This window comes from Streptomyces sp. NPDC007157, from assembly GCF_040634235.1.
GTDB lineage: Bacteria > Actinomycetota > Actinomycetes > Streptomycetales > Streptomycetaceae > Streptomyces.
This window is the reverse complement of the sequence record NZ_JBEYFE010000029.1, coordinates 1-13,970: the sequence shown is the minus strand read 5'-3', so window position 1 is coordinate 13,970 and position 13,970 is coordinate 1. Positions and strand designations below refer to the sequence as shown.

Below are 13,970 nucleotides of genomic sequence, written 5' to 3'. Positions count from 1 at the left end.
TCAGCCGATTCCGGGGATGAGGGAGATGAGCAGGTCGATGATCTTGATGCCGATGAAGGGCGCGATCAGGCCGCCGAGGCCGTAGATCCCGAGGTTGCGGCGGAGCATCTTGTCGGCGCTGACCGGCTTGTACTGGACGCCTCGCAGCGAGAGCGGGACCAGCGCGATGATGATCAGCGCGTTGAAGATGACCGCGGACAGGATCGCGGAGCTGGGCGAGGACAGGTCCATGATGTTGAGCTTGTCCAGGCCCGGGTAGACCACGGCGAACATGGCCGGGATGATCGCGAAGTACTTCGCGACGTCGTTGGCGATGGAGAACGTGGTCAGCGCACCGCGCGTGATCAGCAGCTGCTTGCCGATCTCGACGATCTCGATGAGCTTGGTCGGGTTGGAGTCGAGGTCGACCATGTTGCCGGCCTCCTTCGCGGCCGACGTACCCGTGTTCATCGCCACGCCGACGTCCGCCTGCGCGAGCGCCGGCGCGTCGTTGGTGCCGTCACCGGTCATCGCGACCAGCTTGCCGCCCGCCTGCTCCCGCTTGATGAGGGCCATCTTGTCCTCGGGAGTGGCCTCGGCGAGGAAGTCGTCGACACCCGCCTCGTCGGCGATCGCCTTGGCGGTCAGCGGGTTGTCACCCGTGATCATGACGGTCTTGATGCCCATGCGGCGCAGTTCCTCGAACCGCTCGCGCATGCCGTCCTTGACGACGTCCTTGAGGTGGATGACGCCCAGGATGCGGGCGCCCTCGGCGTCCTCGACCGCGACCAGGAGCGGGGTGCCGCCGGCCTCGGAGATGCGGTTGGCGAGCGTGTCGGCGTCCTCGGCGACGGTGCCGCCCTGCTCGCGGACCCAGGCGATGACCGAACCGGCCGCGCCCTTGCGGATCTTCCTGCCGTCGACGTCCACACCCGACATCCGGGTCTGGGCGGTGAAGGCGATCCACTCGGCCTGCGCCAGCTCGCCCTGGTGCCGCTCGCGCAGCCCGTACTTCTCCTTCGCCAGGACGACGATGGAGCGGCCCTCGGGGGTCTCGTCGGCCAGCGACGACAGCTGGGCCGCGTCGGCCACCTCGGCCTCGGTGGCCCCGCGCACCGGCAGGAACTCGGAGGCCTGGCGGTTGCCGAGGGTGATGGTGCCGGTCTTGTCGAGCAGCAGGGTGGAGACGTCACCGGCGGCCTCGACCGCGCGGCCGGACATGGCGAGCACGTTGCGCTGCACCAGCCGGTCCATGCCGGCGATGCCGATCGCGGAGAGCAGCGCGCCGATGGTGGTCGGGATGAGACAGACCAGCAGGGCGACCAGCACGACCATCGTCAGGTGGGTGCCCGCGTAGTCCGCGAAGGGCGGAAGGGTGGCGACGGCCAGCAGGAAGACGATCGTCAGCGAGGCGAGCAGGATGTTCAGCGCGATCTCGTTCGGCGTCTTCTGCCGGGCCGCGCCCTCGACGAGGCTGATCATCCGGTCGATGAAGGTCTCGCCCGGCTTCGTCGTGATCTTGATGACGATCCGGTCGGACAGCACCTTGGTACCGCCCGTGACCGCGGACCGGTCACCGCCGGACTCGCGGATGACCGGGGCCGACTCACCGGTGATCGCCGACTCGTCGACCGACGCGACACCCTCGATGACGTCACCGTCACCCGGGATGATGTCGCCGGCCTCGCAGACCACCAGGTCACCGATCTTGAGCTCGGTGCCGGGCACCTGCTCCTCGGTGTCACCGACCAGTCGCCGGGCGACGGTGTCGGTCTTGGCCTTGCGCAGGGTGTCGGCCTGGGCCTTGCCACGGCCCTCGGCGACCGCCTCCGCGAGGTTGGCGAAGATCACGGTCAGCCAGAGCCACGCGCTGATGGTCCAGCCGAACCAGTCGCCCGGGTCCTTGAAGGAGAAGACCGTGGTCAGGATCGAGCCGACCCACACCACGAACATCACGGGCGACTTGATCATGACCCGCGGGTCGAGCTTGCGGCAGGCCTCGGGGAGGGACCTGATCAGCTGCTTGGGGTCGAACAGGCCCGCGCCGACGCGGCCTTCGGCGGGCTTGTGCCCGGTCGGCGCGTCCTGGTGGGGCGCAAGGGTGGGTGTGGACATGCTGTCCTCGTGGGCTTCCGTTCGGGTGGTCACGACGCCAGCCCCTCGGCCAGCGGGCCCAGCGCCAGGGCCGGGAAGTAGGTCAGACCGGTGATGATCAGGATCGCGCCGACGAGCAGGCCGGTGAAGAGCGGCTTCTCGGTGCGCAGGGTGCCGGCGGTGGCCGGGACGGGCCGTTGCTCGGCGAGCGAGCCGGCCAGCGCCAGCACGAACACCATCGGCAGGAAGCGGCCGAACAGCATCGCGAGTCCGGTCATGGTGTTGAACCAGTCGGTGTTCGCGTTCAGGCCGGCGAAGGCCGAGCCGTTGTTGTTGGCCGCCGAGGTGAAGGCGTACAGCACCTCGGAGAAGCCGTGCGCTCCCGGGTTGAGCATGGAGTGCGGCGGGGTCGGCAGGGCCATGGAGGCCGCGGCGAACACGAGCGCCAGCGCCGGGGTGATCAGGATGTAGATCGCCGACAGCTTGATCTCGCGGGCGCCGATCTTCTTGCCCAGGTACTCGGGCGTGCGGCCGACCATCAGACCGGCGATGAACACCGCGATGATCGCCATGATCAGGATGCCGTAGAGGCCGGAGCCGGTACCACCGGGGGCGATCTCGCCCAGCATCATGCTGAGCAGGGTGATGCCGCCGCCCAGACCGGTGAACGAGGAGTGGAAGGAGTTCACCGCGCCCGTCGAGGTGAGCGTGGTCGCCACCGCGAAGATCGACGAGCCGCCGACGCCGAAGCGGACCTCCTTGCCCTCGTAGGCACCGCCCGCGAGCTGGAGCGCCGGACCGTGGTGGGTGAACTCGGTCCACATCATCAGCGCGGTGAAGCCGAGCCAGATGGTGCCCATGGTGGCGAGGATCGCGTAACCCTGCCGCACCGAGCCGACCATCACACCGAAGGTGCGGGTCAGCGCGAACGGGATCAGCAGGATCAGGAAGATCTCGAAGAGGTTGGTGAAGGGCGTCGGGTTCTCGAAGGGGTGGGCGGAGTTGGCGTTGAAGTAGCCACCACCGTTGGTACCGATCTCCTTGATGGCCTCCTGGGAGGCGACCGCGCCGCCGTTCCACTGCTGCGAGCCGCCCATGAACTGGCCGACCTCGTGGATGCCGGAGAAGTTCTGGATGGCACCACAGGCGACCAGGATCACCGCGGCGACCACGGCGACCGGCACCAGGATCCGGACGGTGCCGCGCACCAGGTCGGACCAGAAGTTGCCGATCTCACCGGTGCGCGAGCGCGCGAACCCGCGCACCAGCGCCACGGCGACGGCGATGCCGACGGCCGCGGAGACGAAGTTCTGCACGGCCAGACCGGCGGTCTGCACGACGTGACCCATGGTCTGCTCGCCGTAGTACGACTGCCAGTTCGTGTTGGTCACGAAGGAGACGGCCGTGTTGAACGACTGCGCCGGGTTGACCGAGGAGAAGCCGAGCGAGCCGGGCAGGATGCCCTGGAGCCGCTGCAGCAGGTAGAGGAAGAGGACGCCGACCACGGAGAAGGCGAGGACACCGCGCAGATAGGCGGGCCAGCGCATCTCGGTGTCGGGGTTGGCGCCGATGCCCTTGTAGATCCACTTCTCGACGCGCCAGTGCTTGTCGGAGGAGTAGACCGTGGCCATGTAGTTGCCGAAGGGGACGTAGCAGAGCGCCAGCGCGCCTATGAGCGCGGCGAGCTGGAGCACGGCGGCGGTTACGGGACCCATGTCTGTCTCAGAACCTCTCCGGGAAGATCAGGGCGAGGACGAGATAGCCCAGCAGGGCGACGGCCACGACGAGGCCGACGATGTTCTCGGCGGTCACAGCTTGGTCACCCCCTTGGCGACGAGGGCCACCAGCGCGAAACCCGCGAGCACGGTGACGACGAAGGCCAGATCGGCCATCGTGAACTCCTGGATGAGGTTCGGAACGGACTCGGACGGTTAGAGGAAAGCGTCTTTCTGGCCGGATTCGGCCACCGTTGACGGGTCCCATACGGCAGTGTTCACGCCTTTGACGGGACTCTTACGCCCGCTCGACCAACCTGCGACCGGAAGCCGCCGTTCGGCCGCAGAAACCCCCTGAACAGGGGGAACGCAGGCCTCAGGCGCAGCAGACGCGGCACGGCAGCGCGAGCTGCGGACACGGCGGAACGGCGTCAGGACGGACGTCGAGGCGGGCGTCAGGGGTAGACGTCGGGGCAGGCGTCAGGACGGACGTCGGGGCAGATGTCAGGGGCAGACGTCAGAGCAGACCTCAGGACAGACGTCAGGAGAGGCGGAACCGCAGCCGGCAGATCACCGCGTCGGTCTCCCGGCGCACGGCGTGCGCGACGACGGCGCCCCGCTGGTTCTGCAGCAGCCGCTGCCACAGCCGCTCGGGCTCGGTCTCCGGGATCAGCACGGTCACCTGGGTGGCCGGCTCAGCCGCGGTCACCTCACGGACGTAGGCGGCGATGGGACGGCCCAGCGTGCGCCGCGCGCAGTTCAGCCGGACCAGCGGCACCCCGGGGTCCCACTCGGCCCAGGCGCGCTCCAGGGCGTGCAGCTGGGCCCGGTCCTCCGGGTCGGGATGGCAGACGGTCACCGCCCGGACCTCGTCGCCGAGGGAGGCGGCCGCGGACAGCGCCTGGGAGGTGAGCCGGGACAGGGACGACACCGGCACGATCACGACCGAGCGCTCGCGGTACGGCGCCTGCGGGATCCGCCCGAGCCCGAGCCGCTCCCCGATCCGCCGGTAGGCGCGATGCACGGCCCCGAAGGCGGCGACGAGCAGCGGCAGCATCACGACGACGAGCCAGGCGCCCTCGGCGAACTTGCTGGCGGTGACGACGACGGTCGCGGCCCCGGTCAGGACCGCCCCGAAGCCGTTGAGCAGGGCCTTCCCCCGCCAGCCGGGCCCGCGCTCCAGTCTCCAGTGCTTCACCATGCCCACCTGGGCGATCGTGAAGCCGACGAAGACACCGATGGCGAACAGCGGCACCAGCGTGTTGGTGTCGCCGCCGGAGAACACCAGCAGCGCCGCCGAGACCAGGGCCAGGGCGAGCACCCCGTGCCGGTGCACCTGCCGGTCGGCCTTGAGCGCGAAGACATGCGGCAGGTAGTTGTCCCGGGCGAGCAGCTTGAGCAGCACCGGAAGCCCGCCGAACGACGTGTTGGCGGACAACGCCAGCAGGATCATCGTGGCGAACTGGATGACGTAGAAGCCCCAGTTGTGACCGAGCGAGGCATCGGCGAGCTGCGCGAGGACGGTCACGCCCGCGACCGGCTGGAGGTGGAACCGGGAGATCAGCACCGACAGCCCGATCAGCATCACGCCGAGCACGGCGCCGAGGGCGATCTCCGCGTGCTGGGCCCGCCTGACGCGCGGCGCCCGGAAGGAGGGCACGGCGTTGGCGATGGCCTCGACACCGGTGAGCGCGGCACAACCGGAGGCGAAAGCTTTCAGCAGGAGCAGGGCGCCGACGCCGGAGGCGTTGTCGGCGAGCACCGAGGCATGTCCGGCGGCGGTGGCGGTGCTGGCCGGTGCGGACCGGAAGAGCCCCACGACGATCAGCACGAAGATGGACCCCACGAACACCACGGTCGGCACGATGAACGCCTTGGCCGACTCCACGATGCCCCGCAGGTTCACACCGGTGATCAGCACCAGCACGGCCAGACAGATCCACAGCCGGTCCGGGTAGAGCGACGGGAAGGCGGAGGTGAGGGCGGCGACACCGGCGGTCACGGCGACGGCGACGTTGAGGACGTAGTCGAGCACCAGGGACGCGGCGGCCACGAGACTGGTGCGGGCACCGAGATGCGTCCTGGCCACGGCGTACGACCCTCCCCCGTCCGGGAAGGCCGCGATGACCTGCCGGTACGAGGCGACGAGCACCGCCAGCAGAGCCGCGATGGCGAGGGTGACCGGCAGCGTGAAGCCGAGCCCGTGCGCACCGGCGGCGGCCAGCACGAGCACGATGGCCTCCGGTCCGTACGCCACCGACGCCATGGCGTCCAGCGACAGCGCGGCGAGGCCGGTGACGGCGGTGAGCCGGTGCCGCTCGTCGGTATCGGGCGGCTCCTCACCGGCGGGCACGGCGCCCGGTTCGGCGGTCAGTACGGACATGGGAGGGTGCTCCTTAACGAACGGGATATGCCTTCGCGCGCGGTAGTACCGCGCGCGATTCGACTAGGTTCTGTCCCGTCCCGGCCAGGTCCGCCAATCCCTTGCGCCTTCTTCGCGCGGGAGGGCCCGACTTTGACGCGCCCTTGACGTCAGGCCCCCGTAAGGGGCGCGGGGCTGGGCCGATGTGCGGCTGCCGCCGCGTGGGCGCGCCAAGCCTCCGCAGCGACCCACGACCCGTCAGAATCCCATCAAGGACATGCCGGACCTACTGACGCGGCGCTCCCCCACTCCCTACCTTCGCCCCATGCATCCCGGCGCCAAAGCCACCCTCGCCGAGGACCACCGCTGGTCCAAGGACGTCTACGCGTCGGCCCGTTGCGCCGGCGCCCTCCTCGCCCTGCTCCTCCTGATCGACTGGGGGTCGGGGACGGTCACCTGGTGGCGCGGCACCCTCTGGACCACCCTCGCCCTGCTCCTCTTCGTCGCTCTGTGCCCCGCCAGGGTCCGCGCCGGCGACGGCTGGCTCACCTCCCGCCGGCTGCTGCGCACCCGCAGGGTCCGCACGGACCTCCTGGTCTCCGTCCGCTGCCTCGACGGCATCTCTCCCCGGCTGCTGCTGCGGGACTCGTTCGGCGACCGACTGCGCATCGACCCACAGGTCCTGATCGACAACCCGAGGCTGTGGCGTCACGTCGACGCAGGCGCCCGCAAGTCGGCCGCGGCCGGCACCCTGCTGTGCGGCGCGACCGCGCTGAGCCGCCTCGCCGAACGCGTCGAACACGAGGACGCCCTCGGGGTCTTCAAGGCCTCGGGGCTCGACTGACCCCGGTCAGCCCTCGCGTACCGGCCCCGCCGTGTCCAGCGCGGCCCCGGTCTGGTCGGCCAGTGTCACCGCGACCAGCCGGGCCTGCCGCGGCGGCACCGGACCCGGGCCGGGCGTGAGCATGAACCGGCCGAGGTAGTGCCCGTTGCCGTACGCGCGCAGCTCGATCTCGCCCTCCGGCCAGCCGCGCCATCCCAGGTCCCAGGGCCGCCGTCCGACGGTGATCCCGCCGTCATTGGCCAGCCGGGCCGGCCGGCCCAGCAGGGTGCCGTACTCGAAGCGGCAGCCGGACAGGCCGAGCAGGCCGGTCAGTTCGCCGCGCACGTGGTCGACGACGGCGTCGGCGGACTTGGCGGACCGGACCAGGTCGGCGGTGGTGTGGATGCGGGCGAGGTAGCCCTCGTCGGTCACCGTGACGACCTCCAGCCTGCGTGCGTAGGCAGCGAGCCGGGCCACGATCAGACCGACGGCGAGCAGCAGCACGGCTGTCTCGATGTCGGCGGTGGCGCCGATGTCGAACGTCTCGTACGGCCTGGTCAGGAAGAAGTCGAACCAGGCCGCCGCCGAGAGCGCCGCCACCGCTCCGGCGAGACGGCTGCCCAGCGCGGCCACGGCGACCACCGCCACGACCAGGACCAGCGCGGCGTTGGTGTGGGACAGACCGGTGCGGAAGGGGACCAGGACGAGGGCCACCAGGAAGGGGAGGGCAAGGCCCGCGGCGAGCGCGGCCCCGTCCCTGGTGGGCAGGGGCCACCTGAGGGTCGTGTGTCCCGCGTCGGCGGGTGTGCTGCTCATGAGGCACCTCCTACGCGTTGCGGTGTCAGGGAGGGTTGGGTCCGGTCGGCCAGGGGCAGCGAGACGACCATGGTCAGTCCGCCGCCCGGAGTGTCCTCCGGGGTCAGGGTGCCGTCCATCGCCTCGGTGAGCCCGCGGGCGAGGGCGAGGCCGAGGCCGAGGCCGGTGGTGTTGTCGGTGTCGCCGAGCCGCTGGAAGGGCTCGAAGAGGCGATCGCGGCCGCCCGCGGGCAGGCCGGGGCCCCGGTCGATGATCCGGAGTTCGGCGCGCCCGGCCAGCGCACTCGCCGTCACCAGCACCCGCTTGCCGGGCGGGCTGTAGCGGGCCGCGTTGCCGACCAGGTTGGCGATCACACGCTCCAGCAGCGGCGGGTCGGCCAGCAGCGGTGGCATGTTCTCCGGCTCGCCGTGCACGTCGACCGTCGGCGTGTCCGCGAGGGCCGCCGGGAGCACCTCCTCCAGGGCGGTGGCCCGGAGGTTGAGGGTGAGGACGCCGGCCTCCAGGCGGCTGAGGTCGAGGAGGTTGTCGATCAGCCGGCTCAGCCGGGCCATGGACTCCTCGGCGGTGGCGAGGAGTTCGTCCCGGTCCTCCGGGGAGAACTCCACCTCGCGGCTGCGCAGCGAGGTGACCGCCGCCCAGCCGGCCGCCAGCGGGGTGCGCAGGTCGTGGCCGACGGCCCGCAGCAGCGCGGTCCGCATCCGGTCGGCGGCGCGTACCGGTTCGACCTCGGCCGCGGCCTGCGCGAGCCGGGCCCTCTCCACCGCCGAGCCGACGTGCGCGGCGAAGGCGCCGAGCACCCGCCGCTCGGAGGCGGAGGGGGTACGACCGCGCAGGACCAGGTAGTTGCCGGGGCCGGCCGGCACGGTGGTGACGTCGGCGCCGTCGGGCGGCTCGTCGACGAGCACGGCGGAATCCATGCCGAAGGTCTCGCGGGTGCGTTCCAGCAGGGCCGGGATGGTCTGGCCGCCGCGCACGATGCTCCCGGCCAGCGACGACATGGTCTCCGCCTCCGCGGCGGCCCGCGCCGCGCGCCTGGACAGGCGCAGCGAGCGGTCCACGACCCCGGCGACGGTGGCGGCCACGACCGCGAACACCCCGAGCGCCAGCAGGGCGTTGGGATCGTTGAGGGTGAACTGGCCGACGGGCGGTATGAACCAGTAGTTGAGCAGCAGGGACGCGGTGACGGAGGCGATCACGGCGGAGGTGACCCCGCCTATGCAGGCCACACCGACCACCGCGAGCAGGAAGAGCAGGGCCTCGCTGGTCAGGTTGACGGTGCCGCGGACCTGGGCGAGGGCGACGGTCAGCAGCACCGGGAGCACCAGCCCCGCCACCGGTCCCGCGATCAGCCGGCGGGGGGAGAGGGTACGGCGCCGGGAGGGCAGCAGCGTGCCGCGGCCGGCGCGCTCATGGGTGACCCGGTGGACGTCGATGTCACCGGAGAGCGCGGTGACGATCTCCCCCGTTCCCGGACCGGTGAGGAACCGTTCGAGGCGGCCCCGGCGGCTGGTGCCGAGGACGAGCTGGGTGGCGTTCTCGGCGCGGGCGAACTCGACCAGGGCGGCGGCCACGTCGTCGCCGACCACCGAGTGGTAACTGCCGCCGAGGTCCTCGACCAGTCGGCGCTGCCGGGCCAGCGAGGCGTGCGAGACGCCGGCGGCCAGTCCGTCGCTGCGGGCCACGTGCACGGCGAGCAGGTCGCCGCCCGCCGACCGGTCGGCGATGCGGGCGGCCCGTCGTACCAGCGTGTCGCCCTCCGGACCGCCGGTCAGCGCGACCACCACTCGCTCCCGGGTCTCCCACACCCCGCCGATGGCGTGCTCGGCGCGGTACGACTGGAGCGCCTCGTCGACACGGTCGGCGACCCAGAGGAGGGCCAGCTGGCGCAGTGCGGTGAGGTTGCCCGGGCGGAAGTAGTTGGCGAGGGCCGCGTCGACCTTCTCGGGGGCGTAGATGTTGCCGTGCGCCATGCGACGGCGCAGACCCTCCGGCGGGATGTCCACGAACTCGATCTGCTCGGCCCGCCGGACGACCTCGTCGGGCACCGTCTCGTGCTGCGGCACCCCGGTGATCTTCTCGACGACGTCCTTGAGTGATTCCAGGTGCTGGATGTTGACGGCGGTGATCACGTCTATGCCGGCCGCGAGCAGGTCCTCGACGTCCTGCCAGCGTTTGGGGTGCCGGCCGCCGCCCGGGATGTTGGTGTGGGCGAACTCGTCGACGATCGCCACCTTCGGGCGGCGCGCCAGCACGGCCGCGACGTCCATCTCCTCGAACTCGCCGCCCCGGTAGTCGCAGCGCAGGCGTGCCACGACCTCCAGGCCGTCGACCATGGCCTCGGTCCGGGGGCGCCCGTGGAACTCCACGAACCCCACCGCCACGTCCGCGCCCCGGGACGCGCGGCGCCGAGCCTCGTCGAGCATGCGGTAGGTCTTGCCGACCCCTGGGGCGGCACCGAGGTAGACCTTGAGTCGTCCGCGCGGTACGTCGTTCATCACCTCAAAGACAAGCGCGCCGCAAGGCCTGGCGAGCGGCGTCTTGACGCGTCTCTGGCGCCACTGACGAGGACGTTGACACTGTCTTGACGGACCTTGGCCGGATAGGGTGAACGCGGTGTGCCGGGAAGTCTGGTCGGCGGGGAGTCAACGTGGCTCCTGTACAGCCCCAGGGGGACGGCATGCGCAGTGTGGGTACGGTTCTTTCACTCGTGGTACTGGCCACGGTGGTGGCGACCTTCGCCCGCCGATGGCGGATTCCCGCCCCCTCCCTCCTCGTCGTCGCGGGCCTCGCGGTGGCCCTGCTGCCGGGCACCCCGGAGATCCGGATCAGCCCGGAGGTCATCGGTCTCGTCGTCCTCCCGCCGCTGCTCTACGCCAGCGCCGAGGAACTCTCCTGGCGTGAGCTGCGCGCGGTCTGGAAGCCGGTCGGGGTGCTCGCGGTCGGCCTGGTGCTGGCCTCGGCGGCGGCCGTCGGTGCCGTCGCCTCGCTGGTCACCCCGCTGTCCTGGCAGATGGCGCTGGTCCTGGGCGCGATCCTGGCCAGCACCGACCCGGTCGCGGTGACCGCGCTCGGCCGCCGGCTCGCGCTGCCGCCGAAGGTGCAGATGCTGGTCCAGGCCGAGAGCCTCTTCAACGACGCGACCTCCCTGGTTCTCTACCGGGTCGCGGTGAGCGTCGCGGTGGCCTCGGCGGCGGCGAACTGGGGGGCCGCGGGAGGCGAGTTCCTGCTGCTCGCGGGCGGCGGCACCCTGATCGGCGCCGTCGTCGCCGGTGTCGTCGCGGTGATCAGGCGGCGCACCGAGGACCCGGTCCTGGAGACGGTGATATCGCTGGTCACGCCGTACGCCGCGTACGTCCTCGCGGAGGCGGCCCACACCTCCGGTGTCACCTCCGTGGTGGTCGCGGGGGTCGTCCTGGGCGGCCGCGGCGACCGGCTCACCAACGCCCGCATAAGGCTGCAGCTGCACGCCGTCTACGGCACGGTGGTCTTCCTGCTGGAGAGCGTGGTGTTCAGCCTGATAGGGCTGGCGCTGCCCGCCCAGGTACGGGCACTGTCCGACGGCGACCGGGCGTGGCCGCTGTACGCGCTGGCGGTGGCCGGCACGCTGATCGCGGTACGGCTGCTGTGGCTGGCGCCGCTGTCCGCGGTGGTGCAGCGCAAGGGCGGCATCCAGCGGCCGAACTGGCGGGTGCCGGTGGTGCTGACCTGGGCCGGCACCCGGGGCGTGGTGCCGCTGGCGGCCGCGCTGTCGATCCCGGTGACGGCGCAGGACGGCTCGGCGCTGACCGAGCGCCCGCTGGTCCTGGTCCTGACCACCTCGGTCGTCGTGGTCACCCTCGTCGTGCAGGGCTTCTCCCTGGCCTCCGTCGTACGCCGGTCCGGCATAGCCCTGGAGCCCGACCACACCGAGCGCGAGGAGGCCGCCGCCCGCTGCCGGCTGGCCGACGCGGGCATCCGGCGCCTGGAGGAACTGTCCGAGCTGGAGGCCGTGCCCGAGGTGGTCCTCGACCGGCTCCGGCGCGGCCTCAACGCCCGCCTCGACGACGCCCGCGACCGGCTGACCGACAGCACGGTCGAGTCGGCCGACCTGGTCTACCGGCAGCTGCGCCGCGACCTGATAGCGGTGGAGGCCGCGGAGCTGCGGCGGCTGTACGACGAGCACACGATCAGCGACACGACCCGAAGACGGCTCCAGCGGTCCCTGGACCTGGAGGAGGCTCGGCTGGCGGACGCGTGACGTCCCGTCACCGGAACTCCGCCAGCCGGGGCCGCAGCCCCAGTCCGGTCAGCCCAACGGCCAGCAGCAACAGCACGCAGGCCCAGGGAAGCCGGCCGGTCAGCTCGGCGCGGCCCGCCGCCACGGACGAGGTGAAGTGGGCGCGGTTGATGTCGGTCACCTGGTCCAGTGCGGTCATCCACGCGCCGAAGTGCGCGTTGGACGTGCCCGTCTCCCAGCCCATGCAGAACTCCACCGCCTGACGTTCCTCGCCGGCGGCGAGCAGTGCGCGGATCCTCCGGTCGTCGCGCTCGTAGACGGCGTAGGCGTCGACCGTCTTCTCGGCCGCGGCCCGCTCCCCGGGGAAGGTGATGTTGTCCAGCTCGCGCCGGAACTCGCCGGTGAAGCGCAGGTCGGTGGCGTCGGCGCGGTAGTCCTGCCAGGTGGACGCGAGTCGGGCGTCGTACGTCGACAGTGTGGCGCCCTCGATGCCGTACAGCTCCTGGGACTTGGTGAGGAAGGAGTCCGCGTACCGGGTGCGGCGCTGCGGGTCGAGGAGGTAGCGGCTCTCGTCGGCGTTGGCGTCGTAGGCGATCGCGCGGGCCCGGGAGAGGGCGACGACGGAGTCGAAGGCGTCGTGCCGGGCCACCTTCAGATGCGTGGCCGAGGAGGAGAGGAGTTGGGTGCCGAGGACGACGGCGGCCAGGGCGCACGCGGTGGCGGCCAGCAGGGCGGGGTTGAGGTTCCGGCGGAAGCGGCGGGCCAGGTACCACTGCACGATGCCGAGGACGGCGAGGAGCAGCAGACCGAGGGCGAGAACCGCGACGAGTTGGGCGGAGAGCACCGAACGGGCCGCCGCGTAGTGGGAGTCGAAGGCCGCGTTGTTGGAGGAGACCAGCCTGCGCGCGTCCGGCAGGAGGCTGTCGCGCAGCAGGTCGGTGGCGTCGCGGTAGTCGGTGACCGCGTCCGGTTTGCCGCCGGCCCGGCGGTCGTTCTCCAGGGCCCGGCCGATGAGTTCCTGGTACTCGGCGAAGTCGTCGGTGACCGACTCGACGGTCTTCTCGTCGGTCCGGTCCCCCTGGGCGGCGGCCGCGAGGGTGCGCAGGTCGTGCCCGATCTCGCGGCGGGCGTCGCCGTACAGGGTGACGGCCTTGGCGTGCGGGGTGGCCAGCCCGCCGGTCCCGCCGTTCCCGCTGGACAGCAGGATGTTGGCGGCCTGGGCGTCCATGTCGTTGAGGGCCAGGTCGAGGCCGGCCGCGCTGGTGGTGCGGGGGGCGTCACGGTCGGCCACGGCGTCCCAGGTGCCGTTCGCGGCCAGTCCGGCGACGAGGAGCAGGATCCCCAGGGCGACGGCGAGCAGGACCGTGGCCGCGCGCAGAAGGCGCAGCCGGGCCGGCACGGTCGACCGGAAACGGCGGCGCAGAGCGGCCCGCGCGGCCACGCTCCGCCGGCCCGGGTGCCGCTTCCGCGGCTCCCGGGCCGGTACGGGCGGCGGGACGACCATGGCCTGCCGTGGCTCTTCGACAGCCTCCTTCGGAGGTCTGTGTGCTGTGCCGGCCGTGATGGTCACGGTCCCCTCCCAGGTACCCGCCATGGACGGTCGCCCGTCCCCCGTGCCGATGAGTCTGCGACCGGATCCGATGGGGAACGGGCGGCCTTGATGCGCTCCTGACGACCCTTGAGGCGGGTTTGACGGGACCTTGACGGCGTACTCACGGGGCCCGTACGAGATCCGCAAATTCCGTGCTGAAAAGGCAAGTTCGGCACTCACCGAGGGATAGATTCACGGTCGGCCGGCCGAGGAGGCAGCGGGCGTCAGCGGCCTCACGGCCCCGGACCGCGGATCCGATGCGGACCGCGGCGGCCAAGGTTCACCTTGCGCGCCAGCTTCAGCGCGGACTCCACGGCGTTGGTGCCGGTCGGCCCGGGGAACATGACCTTGTACGGCAGGTCGCGCGGCCGCAG

General features: G+C 71.6%; 9 protein-coding genes. 2 read left to right on the top strand and 7 right to left on the bottom strand.

Annotated elements, in window-relative coordinates; genetic code table 11:
* The 4 genes from kdpB to ABZ642_RS37650 all read right to left on the bottom strand — a co-directional run bounded on the left by kdpB (window position 1) and on the right by ABZ642_RS37650 (window position 6,171).
* Entirely contained in the window at window positions 1-2,094 is a 2,094-nt protein-coding gene (gene kdpB, locus ABZ642_RS37665; RefSeq protein WP_360493402.1) for a potassium-transporting ATPase subunit KdpB, read from the bottom strand.
* A 29-nt stretch (window positions 2,095-2,123) separates the two neighbouring features.
* A complete protein-coding gene (kdpA, locus tag ABZ642_RS37660) occupies window positions 2,124-3,788 on the bottom strand; it encodes a potassium-transporting ATPase subunit KdpA (protein ID WP_360493119.1) in 1,665 nt (554 codons plus the stop codon).
* A gap of 7 nt (window positions 3,789-3,795) precedes the next feature.
* Window positions 3,796-3,885, bottom strand: coding sequence for a K(+)-transporting ATPase subunit F (gene kdpF, locus ABZ642_RS37655; protein WP_016434100.1), 90 nt, complete (start codon window positions 3,883-3,885; stop codon window positions 3,796-3,798).
* A 444-nt stretch (window positions 3,886-4,329) separates the two neighbouring features.
* Window positions 4,330-6,171 (bottom strand): APC family permease, encoded by a 1,842-nt coding sequence (locus ABZ642_RS37650; RefSeq protein WP_360493116.1) that lies wholly within the window; start codon window positions 6,169-6,171, stop codon window positions 4,330-4,332.
* A 304-nt stretch (window positions 6,172-6,475) separates the two neighbouring features.
* Between ABZ642_RS37650 and ABZ642_RS37645 the strand changes: the two genes are divergently transcribed.
* Window positions 6,476-6,994 carry a hypothetical protein gene (locus tag ABZ642_RS37645; protein WP_360493113.1) on the top strand — a complete coding sequence of 173 codons (519 nt, stop codon included), beginning with the start codon at window positions 6,476-6,478 and terminating at the stop codon, window positions 6,992-6,994.
* Between the two features lie 6 nt (window positions 6,995-7,000).
* Here the strand turns inward: ABZ642_RS37645 and ABZ642_RS37640 are convergent, their stop codons facing one another.
* Both ABZ642_RS37640 and ABZ642_RS37635 read right to left on the bottom strand, forming a co-directional pair.
* Window positions 7,001-7,789, bottom strand: a complete 789-nt coding sequence (locus ABZ642_RS37640; RefSeq protein WP_360493110.1) for a DUF4118 domain-containing protein — start codon at window positions 7,787-7,789, stop codon at window positions 7,001-7,003.
* Window positions 7,786-10,284 carry an ATP-binding protein gene (locus ABZ642_RS37635; RefSeq protein ID WP_360493107.1) on the bottom strand — a complete coding sequence of 833 codons (2,499 nt, stop codon included), beginning with the start codon at window positions 10,282-10,284 and terminating at the stop codon, window positions 7,786-7,788. The genes ABZ642_RS37640 and ABZ642_RS37635 overlap by 4 nt, the downstream gene beginning before the upstream one ends.
* A gap of 182 nt (window positions 10,285-10,466) precedes the next feature.
* Here ABZ642_RS37635 and ABZ642_RS37630 point away from each other — a divergent pair, with 182 nt between their 5' ends.
* Complete coding sequence (locus ABZ642_RS37630) at window positions 10,467-12,026, top strand: Na+/H+ antiporter (RefSeq protein ID WP_360493399.1); 1,560 nt, start codon at window positions 10,467-10,469, stop codon at window positions 12,024-12,026.
* 7 nt (window positions 12,027-12,033) lie between these two features.
* Here ABZ642_RS37630 and ABZ642_RS37625 read toward each other — a convergent pair whose 3' ends face one another.
* Entirely contained in the window at window positions 12,034-13,575 is a 1,542-nt protein-coding gene (locus tag ABZ642_RS37625) for a hypothetical protein (protein ID WP_360493104.1), read from the bottom strand.
* Window positions 13,576-13,970: the final 395 nt, after the last annotated feature.